Below are 20,131 nucleotides of genomic sequence, written 5' to 3'. Positions count from 1 at the left end.
CCGACAAGTTCCGGATTCGGCCGTCAAGCAGGTTGTTTCGTCCCTCGCCACGCACGTGAGGACAGAAGTCTCATGCCGTTGAGAGCGACGAGGACGGTGGAGCTCTCGTGCCCGGCGACACCGATTGGGAGGGGCAGGGTTCCGATCAGGTCCCAGGCCACGAGGACGACGATGAACGTGCCGGCGATGACGAGGTTGGCGACGACGATGCGATGGGCCCGGCGCGACAGTTCGATCACCTTGGCGAGCGCGGCGACGTCGTCGCGCACCAGGACGGCGTCGGCGGTGTCGAGTGCCAGGTCGGACCCTTTGCGGCCCATGGCAACCCCGGTGTCGGCGGCAGCGAGAGCAGGTGCGTCGTTGATGCCGTCGCCGAGGACGAGGACCCGCTGTTCGCGTGCTTGCAGTCCGCGCACGGCGTCGACCTTGCCCTCCGGCAGCAATCCGGCTCGCACGTCGGAGATTCCGGCGCGGCGGGCGATGTCCTGCGCCGATCCGAGGTTGTCGCCGGTGATCAGCACCGACGGGGCGCCCGTCAGACGCTCGAGCTCGGACACGGCGCCGTCCACCCCGGGGCGTATGGTGTCGACCAGAGCGATCACTCCGGCGGGAACGTCGTCGACGGTGACGACGGCGGCGGTCGTTCCGTGCGTTCGGATGTCCGACGGGAACGAAGACGTGTGAGAGGCATCGGGTTTGGACACCCTGATGTGCCGTCCGTCGACCTGTGCGCGTACGCCGACGCCCGGTGTCGATTCGAAATCCGATGCCGGAGGTAGCGTAAGCCCGCGGTTACGGGCGTGGTCGACTATTGCGACTCCTACCGGGTGCTCGCTTCCCACTTCGGCGGCCGCGGCCCATCGCAGGACGTCGGTGTGATCGAATCCGCCCAGTGCGTCGACCCGTTCGACGCGAGGTGTTCCCTCGGTGAGGGTTCCGGTCTTGTCGAAGGCGACGACGTCGGTCAGGCGCAGCTGTTCCATCACGACGGCCGACTTGACGAGGACTCCGTTGCGGCCGGCGGTTGCCATCGCGGCGAGCAGGGGCGGCATGGTCGCGAGGACGACCGCGCACGGCGACGCCACGATCATGAAGGTCATCGCGCGCAGCAACGCCGACTGCAGGTCGCTGCCGAGCAGTAGTGGAATCGTGAACACCGCTGCCGTGGCGGCCACGACACCGGTCGAGTAGTACTGCTCCACCTTCTCGATGAACAGCTGCTTCTTCGCTTTGGTCTCGGATGCGCGCTCGACCATCGTGACGATTCGCGCGATGACGGTGTCCGACGGGTCGACGTCGACTCGGACTCGCAGCACGCCCGTGCCGTTGATGGTCCCGGCGAACACGTCGTCGCCGACGGTCTTGAAGGCCGGGACGGATTCGCCGGTGATCGAGGACTGGTCGATGTCGGATCCACCGTCGACGACGGTTCCGTCACCGGGGAGGCGCTCGCCGGGACGGACGACGACGATGTCTCCGACGGTCAGGTCCGTTGCGTCGATTCGGTGTTCAGTGCCGCCGGCGTCGAGCCGGACCGCGGTGTCGGGCGTCAGGCCCAACAGGCTTCGGACGGAGTCCGCGGTTCTCTCGGTGAGGACTGCCTCCAGCGCGCCGGACGTCGCGAAGATGACGATGAGCAGTGCCCCGTCGAACACCTGCCCTATCGACGCAGCTCCGATGGCGGCGACGATCATCAGCAGGTCGACGTCGAGTGTCTTGTTGCGGAGCGCGCGTAAACCTTCGAGTGCAGATTCCCAGCCGCCGACGGCGTAGCACGCCAGGTACAGCGCCCAGTAGAGCCACGTCGGCCCACCGGTGATCTGCGCGAGCAGCCCTGCCGCGAACAGTGCGGTGGCGGCGAGTGCCCACCGGACTTCGGCGACGGCGAGCAACCGGGTGCGGGTGGCGGTCCCGGTCCGAGGGCTGTCGATCGACGGAGACGGGGCGGTCCCGATGGAAGTCATGACGTCACGCTACCTCATCACATGAAGACCTATACATGTGAACATAAACTATGATCGTCGAATGGGACATGGAGTCGAGGGACGCACCACTCCTCCGGCGCAGTTGGATGCGGAATCCGCCGCGACGGTGGCAGCGACGCTTCAGGCGTTGGCGACGCCGAGTCGGCTACGCATCCTCACCCAGCTCCGCCAGGGGCCCAGCGGCGTCAACGACCTCGCCGACGCCGTCGAGATGGAACAGTCCGCCGTCTCCCATCAGCTCCGATTGCTCCGCGCGATGGGGTTGGTGACCGGCGCGCGATCGGGCCGCAGCGTCATCTACCGTCTGTACGACAATCACGTCGCCATGCTGCTCGACGAGGCGGTCTATCACATCGAGCATCTCGGTATGTCCGTGCCGGACATCGACTCCGACGTGGACTCAGCGACCGGATCCTGATCCCAGTCCGACGCTGACGGGTCGCGGCGTGCCGCAGCATCCGCCTACCACCGAGGCGTCGGCTTCGGGATCGTCGAACAACCCTGCACCGCCGCAGACGCCGGTATCCGGCAAACGTAGTTCGACGGTGCGAGCGCTCTCGGGGTCGCCGGACAGTTCGGCAGCGATGCTGCGAACCTGTTCGTACCCGGTCATCGCCAGGAACGTCGGCGCCCGGCCGTAGCTCTTCATGCCGACCAGGTACAACCCTGGCTCGGGTTGGGTGAGCTCGTCCACGCCGTGCGGGTAGACGGTGCCGCAGGAGTGGACGTTGGGATCGATCAACGGCGCCAACGACCGTGGTGCCTGCAGTGTCGGGTCGAGGTCCAGACGAACTTCGGACAGCCAACTCAGGTCGGGCCTGAACCCGGTCAACGCGACGACGTGGTCGACGCCGTCGATCCGGGTTCCGTTGTCGCCGACGAGCGCGAGTCTGCCGTCGTCGTGCAGGATCGTCTCTGTCCGGAAACCGGACACGACCTGCAGAAGGCCGTCGTCGATGGCCTTCTTCGCGCGGAGGCCGAGCGCACCGCGTGCGGCGAGTTCGTCGGATTCGCCTCCGCCGAACACCGATTCGGTGACTGCGCGCCGCACGGCCCACGTCAGCGTCGTGCCGGGGTTGGCCGCGGCCAGGTCGGCGAATGCGATGATCGCGGTCAACGAAGAATGACCACTTCCGGCGATGACGACGTGTGTGCCGGCGAAGCGGCCGCGTACCGACTCGTCCGAGAGGTCGGGGACTCGATACGAAATACGATAGCCGGCAGCATGTTCCCCGATTGCAGGGAGTCCCTCGGACCCGAGCGGATTCGGGCTTCCCCATGTTCCCGATGCGTCGATGACTGCCCTGGCGAGGAGGCGTTCCTCGGTGCCGTCGGTTGTTCTGATGTGAACGGTGAGAGGTTCGGTGTCACGACCGGCGTCGACGACACGGTCGCGCCCCCGGCGGGCGACGCCGACGACCTCGGAGCCGAACCGCACCGAATCGCCGAGAACTGCGGCCAGCGGTGCGAGGTACTTCTCGACCCACTCACTTCCGGTTGCGTAGCCTTTGCCGTCCGGGGCAGACCATCCGGTGGGTTCGAGGAGGCGTGCGGCGGCCGGGTCGACGATTTCCGACCACGGCGAGAATAATCTGACGTGATTCCATTGTGCAACAGCAGAACCGGCCGAGCGTCCACGTTCGAGGACCAGGACGGGAGTGCCGGCTTCGGTGAGGTGAGCTGCGGCGGCAAGACCGATGGGTCCTGCTCCGATGACGACTACAGGGTGAGCGGACATGACGGTGACGTCCTTTCGTCGAGGCCTAACGGAGTATGCGTCGGGCGAGATCGTCGACGCGGGTGGCGATGTCGTCGCGCACGAGTCTCATGCGTTCGATGCCGTCGATTCCGCGTTCCGACGGCTCGTCGGTGTCCCAGTTCTCGAACGTCGGGCCTTCTACGGCATCGACTTTCGCCTCGCTGCCGAGAGTGACGACGTAGTCCATTCGGGCGAGGAGTTCGGGGTCGATGGGCTTGGGGCGTTCGCCGGTGAGGTCGACGCCCACTTCCAGCAACGACTGCGCGGACAGCGGATTGACGGCACTTCCGGGCGCGGTTCCGCCGGAGTGGATCTCGACGGAATCGCCGACGGCTTTGCGCATCAGTCCGGCAGCCATCTGCGACTTGCCGCCGTTCTTCACGCATACGAACAGCACGCTCGTCATGGGTACGTCCTTTCGGGTGTGAACCGCTTGCGTAGAGCCAGGGACACGTACACCAGTCCGACGAGGACCGGTACTTCGATGAGTGGTCCGACCACGCCGGCGAGTGCTTGCCCGGACGTGGCGCCGTAGGTGGCGATCGCGACGGCGATGGCGAGCTCGAAGTTGTTGCCCGCAGCGGTGAATGCGAGTGTGGTGGTGCGTTGATACCCCAGGCCCATCGCGGCGCCGAGGGCGTAGCCGCCGCCCCACATCACCGCGAAGTAGACCAACAGCGGAAGTGCGATGCGTACGACGTCGAGAGGCTGTGACGTGATCCGATCACCCTGCAGCGCAAAGAGAACGACGATCGTGAACAGCAAACCGTACAGCGCCCACGGCCCGATCCTGGGGATGAATGTCGACTCGTACCACTCCCTGCCCTTGGCGCGTTCGCCGAAGTAGCGCGATGCGAAGCCCGCGACCAACGGGATGCCGAGGAAGATGAGCACCGACTTCGCGATCTGCCACGGTGACGCCTCGATGGTGGTCTGCTCGAGCCCGAGCCATCCGGGCAGGACCGACAGGTAGAACCATCCGAGAACGGCGAACATGACCACCTGGAACACCGAGTTGATCGCGACCAACACGGCGGCGGCTTCACGGTCTCCGCACGCGAGGTCGTTCCAGATGATGACCATGGCGATGCAGCGAGCGAGGCCGACGATGATGAGTCCGGTTCGGTACTCCGGCAGATCGGGCAGGAAGATCCACGCCAGAGCGAACATCAACGCCGGACCCAGGATCCAGTTCAGCACAAGCGAACCGACGAGAAGCTTCCGATCTCCGGTGACAGTGTCGAGCCGGTCGTAGCACACCTTCGCCAGCACCGGATACATCATGATCAGCAAGCCGACCGCGATGGGCAGCGAGACGCCGTCGATCGACACAGCGGCCAAAGCGTCGTTCAATCCGGGAATCGACCGTCCCAACAGCAGGCCGACGACCATCGCCACGCCGATCCAGACCGGGAGGAACCGGTCCAGCGTGGAGAGCTTGCCGACGACGGTCGTGCTGCTCACGAGGCGACCGGCGTCGTTGTGCCGAGGACCGTCGACAGTTCATCCAGCGCAGTCGGAATCACCCAGTAGTACACCCAGGTTCCGCGTCGCTCGCAGTCGAGGAGGCCGCACTCCCGAAGCACTTTCAAGTGGTGGGAAATCGTAGGTTGCGACAGATCGAAGTGCGGCGAGATGTCGCAGACGCATGCCTCCCCGCCGTCGTGGCTGGCCACCAGGCTGAGCAAGCGCAACCGCACCGGGTCACCCAAGGCTTTGAACATCCGAGCCAGGTCTACCGACCGATCGACCGTCAGCGGTTCGCGAACCAGCGGTGAGCAGCATTCTCCGGCGGAGACGTCTTCGATCGGCAGGGGCTGATTCGACATTCGTCTATATTGACTGCTGTCGAATCAGGCGTCAAGGCCCGCGTGAATCTAGGCCAGTGCGAGGAAGAGTTTTTCCAGTTCGGCTTCGGTCATCGGCTCTCTGTTGTCGGCGGTCTCACCGGTCATGCACTCGCGAAGGCCCGTTGCGACGATCTTGAAGCCTGCCTTGTCGAGCGCGCGGGATACGGCGGCAAGTTGGGTGACGACATCTTTGCAGTCGCGCCCGTTCTCGATCATGCCGATCACGCCGGCGAGTTGTCCGTGGGCGCGGCGCAGGCGGTTCAGTACCAGTGCGATGCTGTCTTCGTCGCCGATCATGGTGAGGCTCCTCGTGGTGCGGTGTAGCGAAGTGCGTCCCAGGTTACCCCCGGGGGCATGCCCCCAGTGCATCGATTGCTGCTTGCAACTTGGTGGTGGCTTCGGCGGCGACATCGGCGAGCCCGGGTTCGCCGGTGGCCTGAACCATGATGTCCGGGTTCATTGCCTCGACGATCACCGATCCTGGCGTTGCGGTGTCGGCGCGGACGACCACGTTGCACGGCAGGAGCAAACCGATCTGTGGCATGACTCCGACGGCGCGGTGCGCGAGTGTCGGATTGCACGCACCGAGGATCAGGTACTGCTCCATGTCTTCGCCGAGCTTGGCTTTCAAGGTGGCTTGCATGTCGATTTCGGTCAATACGCCGAATCCTTGGTCCGACAATGCTGCCTTGACCGATTGGACGACGGTGCCGAAGTCGGTGTCGGCCAACGTGGTGGACAGTGCGATGCTCATGGCTGAGATTCCTTTCGAGTATGTGTTCAGTGCGAGAAATGGATCGACGGCAGGACCCTGCGGAGCCACGAGGGTGACCACCAGGCGGCGTGGCCGCTCAGCCGCAACAGGACCGGGAGCAGGATCAGCCTGATCAAGAACGCGTCCAGCAGAACCGCGACCCCGAGGATGATGCCCATCTCCTTCGGTGGGAGTGGATCGGAGAGCGCGAAGGTGAAGAATACTGCGACCATGACCGCGGCGGCGGCGAATATGACACGTCCGGAGTGAGCGAGACCGTCGACCTGGGCCTTCTTCGGGTCGCCGGAACGTTCGTAATGCTCCTTGGCGGTAGCGAGCAGGAACACGGTGTAGTCCATGGCGATGGCGAAGATCATCGCGAAGAAGAACACAGGTCCCCAGCCGTCGAGAAAGCCCTGCGGCGTGAAACCGAGTAGCGACGCGCCGTGCCCGTCCTGGAATATCGACTTCGCGACGCCGAATGCCGCAGCGGTCGAGAGAAGGCTGACTCCGGTGCCGAGGATCGCGATCAGTGGTGCCTGCAAAGCAACGAGCAGCAGGAGGAAGCCGAGCACGAGGATGATCCCGATGACGAGCGGGAGGTAGGTGTTCAGGGCCTGTTGTAGGTCCAGGTTCTCCGCCGGTGCGCCGCCGACGAGCGCGGAGTCCGGCAGCTGTGCGCGGAGGTCGCCGAGGATCGTGCCCATGGCAGCGTCGGAGGGGTCCACGTCGGGAAGAGCTTGGAGTAGTGCGTAATCGGAGTCGTCCGCTGCGAGCTGAGGTGGAGTGACCATCGAGATCCCGTCCACCTCGCTCGCTGTGGTCGCCGTCGTGGCTGCGTCGGTGGTCGGGACGACGATCTGCAGTGCACCGGGTGCGCCGTTGCCGAACTGCGCTTGCACCAGTTCGTACCCCTGCCTGACCGGTGCGTCTTCGGGGACGACAGCGATCGACGGCATCGCGACCTTCAGTCCCAGCACCGGCAGTGCGAGGGCAACAAGGATGCCGACGGAGACGAGTGCGAAGGGCCAGGGGTGTTTGTGGAGCAGTTCGCCCCATGCAGCGAATTTCGGGGAGCGATGGTGTTGACGCTTGGCAAACGGCAACGAGGCGGAGTTGACCTTGGTGCCGAGCGCGCCCAGTGTGGCGGGCAGCAGTGTCATGGTCGCGACCAGGACGAAGCCGACGGCGAGCATGATTCCCACGGCCATGGTGCGGACGGCCGGCGCGGGAACGAGCAACACTGCCGAGAGGCTGACCAGCACGGTCAGTCCGGAGAGGACCACTGCTTTGCCTGCGGTGTCCATGGTCTCGGCGACCGCGGCGCGTGGATCGCCCGCACGTAGAGCGTCGCGGAAACGGGCGACGATGAACAGGGCGTAGTCGATACCGAGTGCGAGGGCGAACATCATCGCGAAGTTCATCGCCCATACCGAAATGGGCGTCACCTCGTTGAGGAGCACCAATCCGCCTGCGGAGGCGACGAGACCGGCGACGGTGAGCAGCAGTGGCAAACCTGCGGCGACGAGCGAGCCGAAGGCGAGCACCATGATCGCCAATGTGACCGGCCACGAGAACAATTCGGCTTGAATCATCGCATCGTGGTTGGCTTTGTTGAAGTCCGACCAGAGCGCCGAGGATCCGGTGGGGTAGACCTCGATACCGTCCCCGGACAGTGCAGTGAGCTGCATTTTGACGTCGTCGACGGCTTTCACCATATCGTCGGTGCTTGCGTTGGCGCCGGCGATGAGTATCGCGGTGTGCCGGTCGGGGCTGATGGTCATCCCCGGCTGTGGGGCGATGACGTCGCCGAAGCGGGTGTCGCCGTCGAACACAGCCGCAACGTCGGTGAGTGTCTGCTGCACCGCGGGGTCATCGATGGCTGCGGTGTCGGAGTGAACGACGACCTGGACCGCGGCGGAGGAGTTTCCGCCGAAATGGTGCTGGGCGAGTTCGCGGACCTGAACCGACTCGGACCCGTTGGCCTGCCAACCGGCACCTGCGAGCGACGAAAAGACGGACGGCGCTGCAGAACCCAGTGCGACGAGCGCGATGAGCCAGATCCCGAACACCCATCGGCGGCGTGCAACCATGACACTTCCGAGGCGACCGAGCGCACCGAGGGTGCGGGCTCGATCAGGGGCGACGCGGCTGGGCGCCGGCGCGGTGTCGAACTCGGCCATAACTTCTCCTGATACGGGTGGGGGTATACACATGGGCCCACTTGTCTCTCGGGGGTGAGTCGCGAGGGTTGGGGCGACATGCTCTGCCGATGCTCACTGTGACACATACCCAGGGGGGTATGCAAGTACCCTGGGGGGGTATCCGAAGTATTCGGGTCGGTCGACCCTCGTCAGGCGACGAGGAATCGGTCAGTTCCTGCCGTTTCCAGCGTTGCCGTTGCCGTTACTGTTGCCGTTGCCGGAATTCCCGTTGTTGCCGTTGTTGCCGTTGCCCGAGTTTCCGTTTCCGGAGTTGCTGTTCCCGTTCCCATTTCCGTTGTTGCCGTTACCGTTGCCGTTCTGCGCGGAAGGTTCGACGGGCGCCTGAGGTTGGGGAGCGGGTGCGGGTATCACTGCGGCCGGTGGCGTGGTGGACGGCAGTTCCGGAGGAACGGTGGTCGGGGGCGGCGTCGGCTCGGTGGGAGTCGCAGGGGATGTCGCAGGGGATGTCTGCACGGCGTCGGGTACAGGGGTGTCGTCGCTGCCGAAGCTCGCCCATCCGACGGCAACGGCGACCGCGAGGGCAGTCACGGCGGCAGCGATCGGAATCCAGAACGTGCGTCGTCGGGTGGTCACTGGCTGGACCGCCATCTGATCGGTGGTCACCGAGGCCGTCAAGAACTGCGGGTCCAGTGCGGCGGTGGCGCCGGCTGCGGGTCCGGTGCGGGTGAGGTCCCGCAGCCGCGATCTGAGTTGGGCGGCGTCGGGACGGTTCTGGGGATCGCGTGCCGTCATGGCGGTGAGCAACGCTGCCCACTCGGGTCCGACGTCGTCGGGGACCACCGGGTCGCGGTGCAAGCGTGCGATCGCGGCGGCGACGGCGCTGCCTTCGAACGCCATGCGTCCGGTTAGGCATTCGATGAGGACCAGGCCCAGGCTGTAGATGTCGGTTGCCGGTCCGGCGGCGGTGCCGGTTGCCTGTTCGGGGCTCATGTAATGCCCGGTTCCGACGGTGGTGCCGTGGTCGGTCAGGCGGATGCCGTCGACGATGCGGGCGATTCCGAAGTCGGTGAGTTTGGTGAACTGGTTGTCGTCCGGGCCGTCGGGCCGGGCGATGAGGATGTTGGCGGGCTTGATGTCGCGGTGTACGACGCCGCGGCTGTGGATGTAGGTCAGCGCGGCGGCCATCTCCGCTCCGATGCGTGCTACGACCTGCGGCGGTAGTGCGCGGCCGACGCGGAATGCGGACAGGGTGGGGCCGTCGACGAGTTCCATCACCAGGTACGGAACGACCACGCCGCCGGGATCTGCTGCCTCGCCCGCGTCGTACAGAGCGACGAGGTTCGGGTGGGTGAGCGAGGCCAGTGTGCGCTTCTCGGCGTCGATGCGTCCCGACGTGTCCTGCGGCCCGGCGTGGGCGAAGATCTTCACTGCCACCGATCGGCCTAGCACGTCGTCGACGGCCGTGACCACCTCGGCCATGCCGCCGCGGCCGAGAACCTCGCCGAGTCGATACCGCCCGGCGAACAGGAACTGCTCGTCCGATGGACGGTGCCGATCCGATCCGACCATCGATGTGTCCGTCCGATCCGAGTGTGCGATTACGTCGAACCATATCGTCGTGTGTCCTGCCCGCACGCGGTGACCGGTGGCCGCGCAGGGCATGATGATGGCCGGGTGGGGTGGAATTGTCGTGTTCGGACGAGGAGGCGCGCAGTTGAACCACCGCCACGACACGGCTGCGGCGTCACCCCTCACGGTGGACATCGGTTCGGTGTATCAGCCGATCGTCGAGCTCGACGGCAACGGCATCGTCGGGTTCGAGGCGCTCACCCGCGTCGGCCCCAGTAGCCCGTGGTCGACGACACCCGACTTGCTGATGGCAGCGGAATCGCACGACGTGCTCGTCGACTTCGATTGGCGATGCCGGTTGACGGCCCTGCGCGGAGCACTCGATGCAGGCCTGCCCGACGGCGTGATGTTGTTCGTGAACGCCGAGCCCGTCGCGCTCGAGACTCCGCCGCCTCGTCGGTCGTCGACGGTTCTCGCGCAGGCCCGCGGGTTGTCGATCGTCATCGAGATCACCGAGCGGAACCTGCTCCGTGATCCTGCTCGTCTGCTCCGGGCCGTCGAACATGCGCGGCACCTGGGCTGGCGCGTCGCCGTTGACGACGTGGGCGCGGACTCGTCGAGCTTGGCGTTGCTGCCGTTCCTGCGACCGGACGTGATCAAGCTCGACATGGGGCTCGTGCAGAGCAGGCCCACCGCACACACCGCGGCGGTGGTGTCGGCGGTGGCCGCGGAAGCGGATCGGACCGGCGCGCGGATCGTCGCGGAAGGCATCGAGACGGAAGAGCACCTGCGGACGGCGCTGGACATGGGTGCAGGCTGGGGGCAGGGCTATCTTTTCGGTCCGCCCGCGCCGCTTCCGGCGTTCGGCAGTGGGGCACCTCGGGTGGTCCCTGAGGCGCACGACGTCGCCGTCACCGTTCGCGCCCCGGCGGCCGTGACGCCGTACGGAGTCGTCAGTGCGGCGACGCGGCCGCGGCGTGCGGACGAAGCTCTGATCGGCGCACTCGGATCGGGCCTGCTGCTCAGTGCGATGACGGCGGGGCCGTCGACGATCGTTCTCGTGACGACAGGATCATCGCTGTCCCTCAGCCGCGTTCACGCTGCCGCCGTGAACGACGTTGCCGCACACAGCGCTTTGACGGTCGTCTTCGGCACACGCGATCCTGAATCGGTTCGTCCAGACACTAGCGATGCACACCATCGCTATCGTGAAGTAGCCGTCGGACCCAACGAGCCACTGGCCGAGGAACATTCGATCGTCGTCGTGTCGCCCGTGCTGACCGTCGCGCTCGTCGCCCTGCGCATCGGCGTAGGACCTGGCGGCACCACCATGTACGACTACCGACTCACCCACGCCCGAGACGTGGTCCTCGACGCCGCCACCACCCTGCTCCAGCGAATCGGTTCCTAGGCAATCCGCACATACCGTGTCAGCTGGGCAAATAGCCCAGCAGCTCAGTGAGAATCGGGCGGTGACCCTTGAGCAGTTTGGCTTCGGCGTCGTCGGAGGTGAACCATTCGTGCTTGTCGATTTCAGGGAAACTCTTGAAGTTTCCCGATCCCTTCGGCCATTCCATCTCGAAGGTGTTGCTTTGCGCGCCGGCGGCGTCGAGGTCACCTTCGACGCCGAAGGCTGTCACGATTTTTCCGCTGGGCTGCTTGACGGGTGTGAGCTGTATCGGGTCCGTGCCCGCCGGCACCGGTGAGCCGGTTTCCTCGAGGAATTCGCGCTGAGCTGCGGCCCAGGGATCTTCGTTGTCCTCGTACTCACCCTTGATGATCGACCAGGCGCCGGCGTCCTTCCTCGCCCAGAACGGCCCTCCCGGGTGACCGAGGAGGACTTCGACCTCACCGTTCACCGTTCTGTACAGAATGATTCCAGCGCTCAGTTTGGCCATGGTGTCCTCTCCTCGGGTGTGTCGATGCCTCCATCCTGCATGGGTGGATTCGCGAGTCCTGGCAATGCCCGGCTGCTGACGGTAAGAACAGGGCATGATCGATCGCGAAGGGTTGGCGGCGTTCTTGGTCGGCCGTCGGGCGTTGTTGCAGCCGGAGGACGTGGGGTTGCGACGTGGCCAGCGGAGGAGAACTGCTGGGCTGCGACGTGAGGAGGTGGCGGAGCTGGCCCACATGTCCACGGACTATTACGCGCGGTTGGAGCGAGGGACCGGTCCGCGGCCGTCCGCCGAGATGATTGCGTCCATCGCTCAGGGGCTGCACTTGACGCTGGCGGAGCGTGATCACGTCTTCCGTCTGGCGGGACACAATCCGCCGGCGCGGGGGTCGGCGAGCGAACACGTCAGCCCCGGGTTGCTGCGGATCATGGATCGGCTTCAGGACACTCCTGCCGAGGTCATCACCGAGCTGGGTGAGACGTTGCGGCAAACTCCTCTCGGTGTGGCGTTGACCGGCGATGCTTCGCTGCGCACGGGGGCGTCGCGCAGTCTGGGTTACCGGTGGTTCGCTGATCCTGCTGCTCGTGAGCTGTATCCACCCGAGGAGCGCGAATTCCTGTCGCGGCTCTACGTTTCGGGGTTGCGTGAGGTGGTGGCGGTGCGCGGCCCTGGGTCGGCTGCCGCGACGATGGTGGAGATGTTGGAGTTGGAGAGCGAGGAGTTCGCGCGGCTGTGGGCGGCCCACGAGGTGGGGCTGCGTCCGCCGGACGTCAAGCGTTTCGATCACCCCTCCGTCGGCAGGCTGGAGCTGCAGTGTCAGACGCTGCTGGACCCGGATCAGTCGCATCGCCTGCTCGTCTACACCGCTGTCCCCGGCAGTGAAAGTTACGAGAAGCTGCAGCTCCTCGCGGTCGTCGGCGCCGAGCCCGGTCTGTGAACGGATAGAGGTGGATCGATAGGTCCTGGTTCGACGGGTTCCATGCGCCGAAACTGGTGTTCACACATCCACTTCGACGGGAGCCCATCATGGCACGCAAGATCAGCACCGAACTTCTCGACTCGACAGGCAAGCTGGCTGTCGTCACCGGCGCCAGCGACGGTATCGGCAGTGTCATCGCGACGCGTCTCGCTGCCGCGGGAGCCGAAGTGCTCTTACCCGTGCGTAATTCGGCGAAGGGCGAGCGAGTTGCCGAGCAGATTCGGGCAACCGTGCCGGGGGCGAACGTCTCGATCCGGACGCTGGATCTGTCGTCTCTGAAATCCGTTGCAGCGCTTGTCGATGAGTTGACGGTCGAGGCGAGGCCGATTCACATCCTCGTCAACAACGCCGGTGTGATGCAGCCACCGAGCAGGCAGGTCACGCAGGACGGTCTGGAACTGCAGATGGGCACCAATCATCTCGGTCACTTCGCGCTTACCCGCGGGCTTCTCCCGCTCTTGCGCGACGGCGGTGCCCGGGTCACCAACCAGACGTCCATTGCTGCTCGCAGCGGCGGAATCAACTGGGACGACGCGAACTGGGAACGCAGTTACGACGTCGGCAAGGCATACAGCCAGTCGAAGATCGCGGTCGCGCTGTTCGCTCGCGAACTCGATGCTCGCAGCAAGCAGGGCGGGTGGGGTATCACCAGCAACATCGCGCACCCGGGTGTGTCTCCGACGAATTTGCTTGCCGCTCAGCCAGGAATGGGTCGGGACAGGGACACGCTCGCGCGGAAGGTGGTCGACGCGTTGGCGCGCGTGGGTATTGCCGGCAGTGTGGACAGTGCAGCGATGCCTGCGGTGGTCGCCGCGGCGGGTGTCGCCGCACAGGGTGACGAGTTCTACGGCCCTTCCCGTGTCGTCGGCGGCCCTGCTGCCCTTCTGCCGATGTGGAAGACGATGACGAACATGGACGACGCCCGACGCCTGTGGGACCTCTCGGAGGAGTTGCTCGATCGATAGCCGATGCGGAGATCGGGCGGTGCTCGCCGGTCTGCGCCGGTACCGTGGGTGATATGGCCAGCGGAACCTTCGACGACGGTTCGCGCTACGGCGCGGGCGGGTGGCGATGGAGCGTGGGCGACGTCAGGCTGGTGGTCACTGCGCTGCTGGTGGCGGTCATGGCCTTGGGTCTCGTACTGCGATTCTGGGTGTTGTTCGGTGCGGTTGCAATTCTGGCTGTTGCGCTGTGGTTGATTCAGGACAGTGCGGTTCAGCGCCAGGCTCGACGTGAGCTCGAGGAGCGGCACCGCGCAGATCTTCGGTCACGCGCCGACGCCGAGCATCAGGCGTTCCTTCGTGGTGAGCGCCGTGGGCTGTACGGCCAGTACGAGCCACCCGAGGTCTGACTCCGACAATCTGGACACGAAGGGAAGGTTAGTCTAACCTCCCTCTCGGGTGCCGCTGTGGCGCTCGTCGAGTCCAGAGGATCCCCCACGATGAACATTTCCACCAGGACGTCTGCTGCCCTTCGTGGCGTTGCGGTCGCGTCGATTACCGTGATCGCTCTTGCGGGGTGCTCCGGGAACAGCGGCTCGACGACGGAATCCGCCGCGGCTGCGGACTCCTTGCTGCCGGCCGCCGAGGGCAAGACCGAATATCCGCTCACGCTGGACACGGCAACCGGTCCAGCGGTGATCGAAGAGCGTCCCGAGCGTGTGGTGATGGCGAGTTCCTGGGACGCGGACCTCTTTGCTGCACTGGGTGTTACGCCGGTGGGCACCGACGAGCAGATCGACTTCTATCCGTGGGCGGTGGAGAAGATCCCGGGCGAGATCGAGACGGTCTGGCCCATCGGCGACACCGCGTATCCGGCGGAACAGGTAGCCAACACCACGCCTGACCTCGTCGTCGACACCCTGGCGGCGGACCCTGTGGACACCGAGCAGTTGGCCGACATCGCGCCTGTCGTCGGCGCACCGGCCGGCATCGAGGCGCCGCTGTGGGAAGACCGGCTTCGTCTTCTGGGTGAAGCGCTGGACCTGTCCGACCGCGCTGAGCAGTTCATCGACGAGTACAGCACCACCTTCGAGAACATCCGCGCCGAGCACCCCGAGTTCGAGGGCAAGACCGTCGACTACCTCGTGTACTGGGGAGGCGGAAGTGGCACCGGTTTCATGAACACCGTCGACAGTGAGCCCGAGGCGCTGCTGTCCTCCTTCGGATTCGCGGAGAACACCAACGCCGCAGTGCTGCCGCAGGACGGAGAACTGGGCGACGAGCTGCTGGACTCGTTGACCGGCGATGTTCTGGTCATCTCCAACCAGGCTGCCGACCAGGCGGAGTTCGACGCCTGGTACGCGAGCCCGCTGCTTCAGCGGCTCCCCAGCGTGCAGGAGGACCGGACCGTCGTCCTGAACCTGGCGGCCGACAACACGGTCACCTACAACGGTGAGCGTCAGGACTTCACGGGTCACTTCGGTCGAGCGTGGTCCGTCGGCCCTCTCGCGCACGAAGAGCTCGCCGACCTGCTGGTGCCCAAGCTGTCGGCGGTTCTGACCTAGCCGCGCTCGGCGGGAACGTTCTTCGTCGTCGAATCGGTGGTGAACCGGCGAACGACGTACAGCAGGACGCCCACGCCCAGGAGTAGTGCTGCACGAAGCCAGGTTTCGGCGGATTGCTGGGTAGCCAGCACCACGCAGGTCACGAGCGCGAGGATCGGCAGGATCGTCGGCGCACGGAAGTGGTCCTCGCCGGTGTCGTCGCGACGCAGGACGAGGACGGCGACGTTGGTGCTGACGAACACGAACAGCAACAGCAGCACGACGGTTTCCGCCAGGGCTGCCACCGATCCCGTGAGGCAGAGTCCCATTGCGACGACGGTGGTGGCGATGATTGCCGTCCATGGCGTGCGGCGTTCGGGAAGGACCTTGGCGAGGACGGAGGGGAGCAGGCCGTCGCGAGCCATTCCGAAGGTCAGCCGTGAGGCCATGATCATGGTCAACAACGCTCCGTTCGCCACGGCGACGAGTGCGATGAGGCTGAAGAACCACGCGGGAATGCCGGCGTCGGCGGCGTCGACCACTTCGAGGAGCGGCCCGCTCGACTCGGCGAGGGTCTCCGGCGGTACGACGGTGGTGACGGCGAGGCCGACCAGTGCGTAGACCGCTCCGGCTGCGGCGAGTGCCCCGAAGAGTGCCCGCGGATAGACCCGACGGACGTCCTTCACTTCCTCGGCGATGTTGGCGGAGGTCTCGAATCCGACGAACGAGTAGAACGCCAGCAGCGCTGCGCCGAGCACCGCCAGGGCAGGCGTCGTGGTGCCGTCGAACTCGAGAACGCGCGATGGGTCGCCGTCGCCGCGCCCGAGTACCAGCCCGGCGAGCGCGATGATCAGGACCAAACCGGACACCTCGACGACCGTCATGACGAGGTTGGCGCGGAGAGACTCGGTGATGCCGCGTGCATTGAGGAGGGCGACGATGACCAGGAACGCCAGTGCTGCGGGCACGGTGGGAACGCCCACGAAGACCTGCAGGTAGTCACCGGAGAAGGCGAGTGCCAGCCCGGCCGCGCTGGTCACGCCGGCTGCCAGCATGCAGAAACCGACCATGAACGACACGATCGGGAGTTTGTAGGCACGCTGAGCAAATACAGCGGCGCCGCCGGCGCGGGGATATTTGGTGACCAGTTCTGCATAGGACGCGGCGGTGAGCATCGCCATCACCAGTGCGACGACGAGGGGCACCCAGACGGCCCCGCCCACTTCTCCCGCAATTTCGCCGACGAGGGCGTAGATGCCAGCTCCCAGCACATCGCCGAGGATGAAGACGAACAACATCTTTCCGCTGATCGCACGGGCGAGAGGTGTGGTCTCCTGCCGATCGTGCGTCGCGTCGATCGCTCCGTCGTGGGTCCGTCTCGGTCGCATGCGAACCTCCGTGATGTGGTGGGGAAACACGTGGAGGGCGACGCGGTGTCACCGCGTCGCCTCCACCTGCCTTGATTCGGTTGTGTTACTTGATCTTCGGGTCGTTCGCTGCGGCGATCTCCACCTCGGCGGTGGCCTGGATCAGCGCCAGCAGGTCCTTGTCGAGGCCCGGTGAGAACTCCTCACGCCGCTCGGGCGAGATCTTGATGGGGACGCCTTCCGGCATGATGGCCGTGGACAATTCGGTTCCGTCGTTCGACGGTGAGGCGCCGCGGTAGAGCTTGGCCGCCTGGCTCTTGTCGTCGGCGCTGAAGGTGTACTGGATGCTCTGCAAGCCCTTGTCCAGCAGTTTCTTGACCTCGGGGAACCGCTCCGCGTTGGTCTTGGGGATCGGCAGCACCGAGCCCCAGTTCACGCCCAGGCTTTCCAATGCTTTGGCGAACGCGTTCTCGTGCGCCTGGTCGCGGACGATCAGGTAGGAGATCGTCGAGCGGGCCGTCTTGTTGTCGGTCATTTCGTAGATGCGGCATTTCTGAAGGCGGCCGGTCGATTCCAACATCAGGTTGTACAGCAGATCCAGCACGAGGTTGCCGCTGTTGTAGACGTAGGAGCCCGACCACGGGTTTCCTGCAGCATCGACCGGGAGGGCGCCCTGTGCGCCGACGAGATAGTGGTGAATGTTGCTGGTGTCCAGAGCAATCTTCAGGGGTGTAGCGCCTTTGGCGCCGGGCTTGTCGACGGGGTCCGTCTTCTTGCCGTTGTATTCGGGGGATCCGTCGAGCAAACGGGAGATGGTGGTGCCGATGAGTTCGACGTGGCTGATCTCTTCCGTACCGACGCCCTGCAAGAGGTCCTTGTACGGTTTCGATGCCGGATCTCCACGAAAGTTCATGGACTGGAACAGGTATTGCATCATGGTGCGCATTTCGCCGAACTGTCCGCCGAGGCCCTCCTGAAGGGCGTTGGCAGCGGCCGGATCCGGCTCGTCGACGGCGATGTCGTTGATCAATTGTTCGGTGTGTAGATACACGATTCTCCCTAGGACAGCAGTGCATCGAGCGTGAACGATCGGGTTGTCTGCGACGCCGGGACTTGACTGTCGCTATTCCGCCTTCGAAGGCGTGCTGGGAATGCATCAGCACTCCGGCTATACCCCTGGATGGCAGGGAGAAACATCACATCCGACCGGAGGTCCGGTTTGGTATCGCCGCCTTCGGGGCACTCCTGCACTTGCGCGACACGGCTATCGAAGACGGCGGAGGGCAAGTAAACGTATGCATGACGAGCACGACGTAGTGGTATGGAAAGAAAACGTTCAGCGGCAGGCGTGGTGGGAATCCATTCTCGGGCTGGCTCCCGAAGCTAGGCCCCTCACGGTTGTACCGCCTCTCGATGCGGACGACGTCGCAGCCGCGTAGTTGTGACGGTCTGAATCGACTTTTTTTTAAACCTCGGCCGCCGGTTTCCCGGCGGCCGTTCTGTTGCGTCCGGCCGGTCCCGAGCTGCCCGTCTGTCGAGCGTGCGTAGGCAAAGTTCGGGGTGTGCCGGATTTGCCCAGGCTGTAGTGTCCGCTTTCATGATCAGAACAGCTGTGGCGAGGGCGGTGGCGATTGTCGGCGCAGTCGTGGTGTCGGCTGTCGGTGTACCGGCCGTGGCGCACGCGCATCACCAGGAGTTCACGCCACTACCGGTGGCGTACTCGCTGGGCGAGAATTTCTCGGTCCCGTGCAGCGGGCAGCTGACCGGTTCTGTGCACACCCCGCACGACAGGCCTGGCCAAGTCACCGTAAGGGTCACGTGGCTTCCGTTCTTCACCGGTCCGTGCCACAACGCAATCTCCGTGAACTACTTGTCCGCTGCTGGTTCGGATGGTCCCGGAAGTGGAAATCCGTCTATCCTGCTTCCCTTCGACTCCCGGGCGTTCGTTCCGTTGACCGGTGAAGTCACGTTCCCGATGCCATCCGGTGGAGCCTCGGTCGTCGTCACGCCCAACGCGGTGAGCACAACATATCTGAACCCACTGGCGAACACTGTCAGATTCACGGTCGCCTGAGATCCTTGCGATGACAGCCCGCGTACTCGCTCACCTGACCGTTTTCGTCGGTGCGTTCACGGCAGTGTGGGCGGTGGTGGTCACGCCGGCGCGTAACTTCGCGTACGTCGCGGGAGGGGACCGCCTCGACGTCTTCGTCGGAAGTGCGGCTGCGGCGGCCACACTGGCAGCGGTCGTGGCCGTTGTGGTGGCCGTGTTCGCGACCGGCCGTCGAACTGTGTACGCGACAACGGGTATCGGCGTCGTGCTGCTCGCGGCTGTGTCTTTCGGTTCGTTCGACGTGCAGATGAACCTGCGGGCGATCGCGGGTGGGTTGATTCTCGGTGGTTGTGCGGTGCTCGCCGGTGCAGGTAATCGCCGAACCATGCAGTGCGCGTTGGTAGTCGGTGTGCTCTCCGGCATGGTGTTGGTGCCGCACATCGAATCGAGCCCGGTCCGCTATGCCGAGTACCTTTCCAACGATTCATCCGGGCACTACATTCTCGTAGCCCTTGCGGTGTTGGCTGTTCTGTTGATTTCCTCGAATGTCGAGGGGGTTGTCGAGCGGGTGCAGCACCGGACGCGAGTGCTGACCGTGGGCGTGCTGGTCCCCGTCGTCGGCCTGGTTCTGTACTGGCTCTTCGTGCGCTCGGTGGACCGGCTCGGTGCGGACGGAGCGATGCAGGATCGCTGGCTTCTGGGCATCGCTGTGGTGCCGTTGCTCGTCGGCGCGGCGTTCGCCTTGCCCCGGACGACCGGCACTGTTGTGCTCGCCGCGTTGGCGTACGTGGCGGCTCCGACGACGGGGTCGATGGGATTCGCTTCTGCCGTAGTGTTCGTTGCGTTGTTGGTCGTGGGCGTCGTGGTGGGGTGGCGGCGTCCGCTCCCCATGGTCGGTTTCCTGCTGGTCGCGCTGGTTGCAGCGGTTGGACTTCTCGCCGATTCTCAGCTCGACCCCATCGAATCGGCAGCCACCGTAGTGATCCTGCCCGTCGCCCTTGGACTCCTTTTCGCGTCACTGCTTCCGACGAGCCCACCGGCGTCGGTGATCGCCGTGACCACCCCGATAGCAGTGGCGGTCCCGATCGTCGCCGAGTTCGGGTGGACGGCGTACACCCCGCTGACGAGCATGCAGCCTGTCTTCTCTCCGAGCGGATGGGAGTGGACGTCGACGGCAATCAGCGTCGGTTCCGTCCTGGTCGCGGCGGGGGCGTACCTGGTTCTTCAAGCACGCCGAGGGACGCCCGAACGGCCGATGGCGGCTGGTTGA

20 protein-coding genes are annotated in these 20,131 nt (G+C 65.2%); 8 read left to right on the top strand and 12 right to left on the bottom strand.

The annotated features are described in order from the left end of the window. Positions 1-23: 23 nt before the first annotated feature. Positions 24-1,964 carry a heavy metal translocating P-type ATPase gene (locus tag CH289_RS05910; RefSeq protein ID WP_231383753.1) on the bottom strand — a complete coding sequence of 647 codons (1,941 nt, stop codon included), beginning with the start codon at positions 1,962-1,964 and terminating at the stop codon, positions 24-26. A 61-nt stretch (positions 1,965-2,025) separates the two neighbouring features. Between CH289_RS05910 and CH289_RS05905 the strand changes: the two genes are divergently transcribed. Then, positions 2,026-2,403, top strand: coding sequence for an ArsR/SmtB family transcription factor (locus CH289_RS05905; RefSeq protein WP_019665712.1), 378 nt, complete (start codon positions 2,026-2,028; stop codon positions 2,401-2,403). Here CH289_RS05905 and CH289_RS05900 read toward each other — a convergent pair. The 8 genes from CH289_RS05900 to CH289_RS05865 all read right to left on the bottom strand — a co-directional run bounded on the left by CH289_RS05900 (position 2,386) and on the right by CH289_RS05865 (position 10,082). Beyond that, entirely contained in the window at positions 2,386-3,723 is a 1,338-nt protein-coding gene (locus CH289_RS05900) for an FAD-dependent oxidoreductase (protein ID WP_020110585.1), read from the bottom strand. The genes CH289_RS05905 and CH289_RS05900 overlap by 18 nt on opposite strands. 25 nt (positions 3,724-3,748) lie before the next feature. Then, the gene (locus CH289_RS05895) at positions 3,749-4,150 is read right to left on the bottom strand and encodes an arsenate-mycothiol transferase ArsC (protein ID WP_019665714.1); all 402 of its coding nucleotides are present in this window, start codon (positions 4,148-4,150) and stop codon (positions 3,749-3,751) included. Then, positions 4,147-5,208: an ACR3 family arsenite efflux transporter gene (gene arsB, locus CH289_RS05890; RefSeq protein ID WP_020110586.1), complete on the bottom strand. Its 1,062-nt coding sequence runs from the start codon at positions 5,206-5,208 to the stop codon at positions 4,147-4,149. The genes CH289_RS05895 and arsB overlap by 4 nt, the downstream gene beginning before the upstream one ends. Beyond that, entirely contained in the window at positions 5,205-5,573 is a 369-nt protein-coding gene (locus CH289_RS05885) for an ArsR/SmtB family transcription factor (RefSeq protein WP_020110587.1), read from the bottom strand. The genes arsB and CH289_RS05885 overlap by 4 nt, the downstream gene beginning before the upstream one ends. A 48-nt stretch (positions 5,574-5,621) precedes the next feature. Beyond that, a complete protein-coding gene (locus CH289_RS05880; RefSeq protein ID WP_019665717.1) occupies positions 5,622-5,891 on the bottom strand; it encodes a metal-sensitive transcriptional regulator in 270 nt (89 codons plus the stop codon). A 43-nt stretch (positions 5,892-5,934) separates the two neighbouring features. Then, on the bottom strand, positions 5,935-6,348 hold the full coding sequence (locus tag CH289_RS05875) for a DUF302 domain-containing protein (RefSeq protein ID WP_020110588.1): 414 nt from the start codon (positions 6,346-6,348) through the stop codon (positions 5,935-5,937). Positions 6,349-6,374: 26 nt separating this feature from the next. After that, complete coding sequence (locus tag CH289_RS05870) at positions 6,375-8,531, bottom strand: MMPL family transporter (RefSeq protein WP_020110589.1); 2,157 nt, start codon at positions 8,529-8,531, stop codon at positions 6,375-6,377. 189 nt (positions 8,532-8,720) lie between these two features. Further along, positions 8,721-10,082 carry a serine/threonine-protein kinase gene (locus CH289_RS05865; RefSeq protein WP_020110590.1) on the bottom strand — a complete coding sequence of 454 codons (1,362 nt, stop codon included), beginning with the start codon at positions 10,080-10,082 and terminating at the stop codon, positions 8,721-8,723. A gap of 76 nt (positions 10,083-10,158) precedes the next feature. On the opposite strand from CH289_RS05865, the gene CH289_RS05860 reads away from it, so the two are divergent. Then, positions 10,159-11,493 carry an EAL domain-containing protein gene (locus tag CH289_RS05860; protein ID WP_020110591.1) on the top strand — a complete coding sequence of 445 codons (1,335 nt, stop codon included), beginning with the start codon at positions 10,159-10,161 and terminating at the stop codon, positions 11,491-11,493. A gap of 19 nt (positions 11,494-11,512) precedes the next feature. Here the strand turns inward: CH289_RS05860 and CH289_RS05855 are convergent, their stop codons facing one another. Beyond that, complete coding sequence (locus tag CH289_RS05855) at positions 11,513-11,980, bottom strand: NUDIX domain-containing protein (RefSeq protein WP_020110592.1); 468 nt, start codon at positions 11,978-11,980, stop codon at positions 11,513-11,515. Between the two features lie 94 nt (positions 11,981-12,074). Between CH289_RS05855 and CH289_RS05850 the strand changes: the two genes are divergently transcribed. From CH289_RS05850 to CH289_RS05835, 4 genes are all read left to right on the top strand, one after another. Continuing rightward, entirely contained in the window at positions 12,075-12,914 is an 840-nt protein-coding gene (locus tag CH289_RS05850; protein WP_019665723.1) for a helix-turn-helix transcriptional regulator, read from the top strand. A gap of 89 nt (positions 12,915-13,003) precedes the next feature. Further along, the gene (locus CH289_RS05845) at positions 13,004-13,921 is read left to right on the top strand and encodes an SDR family oxidoreductase (protein WP_019665724.1); all 918 of its coding nucleotides are present in this window, start codon (positions 13,004-13,006) and stop codon (positions 13,919-13,921) included. A 53-nt stretch (positions 13,922-13,974) separates the two neighbouring features. Next, complete coding sequence (locus CH289_RS05840) at positions 13,975-14,307, top strand: hypothetical protein (RefSeq protein ID WP_019665725.1); 333 nt, start codon at positions 13,975-13,977, stop codon at positions 14,305-14,307. A 90-nt stretch (positions 14,308-14,397) separates the two neighbouring features. Continuing rightward, a complete protein-coding gene (locus tag CH289_RS05835; RefSeq protein WP_019665726.1) occupies positions 14,398-15,462 on the top strand; it encodes an ABC transporter substrate-binding protein in 1,065 nt (354 codons plus the stop codon). Here the strand turns inward: CH289_RS05835 and CH289_RS05830 are convergent. Continuing rightward, positions 15,459-16,829 (bottom strand): APC family permease, encoded by a 1,371-nt coding sequence (locus CH289_RS05830; protein ID WP_231383754.1) that lies wholly within the window; start codon positions 16,827-16,829, stop codon positions 15,459-15,461. The genes CH289_RS05835 and CH289_RS05830 overlap by 4 nt on opposite strands. 85 nt (positions 16,830-16,914) lie before the next feature. Continuing rightward, positions 16,915-17,859, bottom strand: coding sequence for a manganese catalase family protein (locus tag CH289_RS05825; protein WP_019665728.1), 945 nt, complete (start codon positions 17,857-17,859; stop codon positions 16,915-16,917). 546 nt (positions 17,860-18,405) lie between these two features. Between CH289_RS05825 and CH289_RS05820 the strand changes: the two genes are divergently transcribed. Together CH289_RS05820 and CH289_RS05815 are read left to right on the top strand one after the other, a co-directional pair. Continuing rightward, positions 18,406-18,882, top strand: a complete 477-nt coding sequence (locus CH289_RS05820) for a hypothetical protein (RefSeq protein ID WP_230593983.1) — start codon at positions 18,406-18,408, stop codon at positions 18,880-18,882. A 10-nt stretch (positions 18,883-18,892) separates the two neighbouring features. After that, a complete protein-coding gene (locus tag CH289_RS05815) occupies positions 18,893-20,131 on the top strand; it encodes a hypothetical protein (protein ID WP_019665731.1) in 1,239 nt (412 codons plus the stop codon).

The sequence above is a fragment of the Rhodococcus sp. RS1C4 genome (assembly GCF_002258225.1).
GTDB lineage: Bacteria > Actinomycetota > Actinomycetes > Mycobacteriales > Mycobacteriaceae > Rhodococcoides > Rhodococcoides fascians_E.
The sequence above is the reverse complement of the archived record's forward strand: the minus strand, read 5'-3'. Positions and strand labels throughout refer to the sequence as shown.

Excerpts from the sequence above, each read along its gene's own strand:
- CH289_RS05910 (WP_231383753.1), bottom strand. The coding sequence starts at position 1,964 with ATGACTTCCATCGGGACCGCCCCGTCTCCGTCGATCGACAGCCCTCGG.
- CH289_RS05905 (WP_019665712.1), top strand. The coding sequence starts at position 2,026 with ATGGGACATGGAGTCGAGGGACGCACCACTCCTCCGGCGCAGTTGGAT.
- CH289_RS05900 (WP_020110585.1), bottom strand. The coding sequence starts at position 3,723 with ATGTCCGCTCACCCTGTAGTCGTCATCGGAGCAGGACCCATCGGTCTT.
- CH289_RS05895 (WP_019665714.1), bottom strand. The coding sequence starts at position 4,150 with ATGACGAGCGTGCTGTTCGTATGCGTGAAGAACGGCGGCAAGTCGCAG.
- CH289_RS05885 (WP_020110587.1), bottom strand. The coding sequence starts at position 5,573 with ATGTCGAATCAGCCCCTGCCGATCGAAGACGTCTCCGCCGGAGAATGC.
- CH289_RS05880 (WP_019665717.1), bottom strand. The coding sequence starts at position 5,891 with ATGATCGGCGACGAAGACAGCATCGCACTGGTACTGAACCGCCTGCGC.
- CH289_RS05875 (WP_020110588.1), bottom strand. The coding sequence starts at position 6,348 with ATGAGCATCGCACTGTCCACCACGTTGGCCGACACCGACTTCGGCACC.
- CH289_RS05870 (WP_020110589.1), bottom strand. The coding sequence starts at position 8,531 with ATGGCCGAGTTCGACACCGCGCCGGCGCCCAGCCGCGTCGCCCCTGAT.
- CH289_RS05865 (WP_020110590.1), bottom strand. The coding sequence starts at position 10,082 with ATGGTCGGATCGGATCGGCACCGTCCATCGGACGAGCAGTTCCTGTTC.
- CH289_RS05855 (WP_020110592.1), bottom strand. The coding sequence starts at position 11,980 with ATGGCCAAACTGAGCGCTGGAATCATTCTGTACAGAACGGTGAACGGT.
- CH289_RS05850 (WP_019665723.1), top strand. The coding sequence starts at position 12,075 with ATGATCGATCGCGAAGGGTTGGCGGCGTTCTTGGTCGGCCGTCGGGCG.
- CH289_RS05845 (WP_019665724.1), top strand. The coding sequence starts at position 13,004 with ATGGCACGCAAGATCAGCACCGAACTTCTCGACTCGACAGGCAAGCTG.
- CH289_RS05840 (WP_019665725.1), top strand. The coding sequence starts at position 13,975 with ATGGCCAGCGGAACCTTCGACGACGGTTCGCGCTACGGCGCGGGCGGG.
- CH289_RS05835 (WP_019665726.1), top strand. The coding sequence starts at position 14,398 with ATGAACATTTCCACCAGGACGTCTGCTGCCCTTCGTGGCGTTGCGGTC.
- CH289_RS05830 (WP_231383754.1), bottom strand. The coding sequence starts at position 16,829 with ATGCGACCGAGACGGACCCACGACGGAGCGATCGACGCGACGCACGAT.
- CH289_RS05820 (WP_230593983.1), top strand. The coding sequence starts at position 18,406 with ATGATCAGAACAGCTGTGGCGAGGGCGGTGGCGATTGTCGGCGCAGTC.
- CH289_RS05815 (WP_019665731.1), top strand. The coding sequence starts at position 18,893 with ATGACAGCCCGCGTACTCGCTCACCTGACCGTTTTCGTCGGTGCGTTC.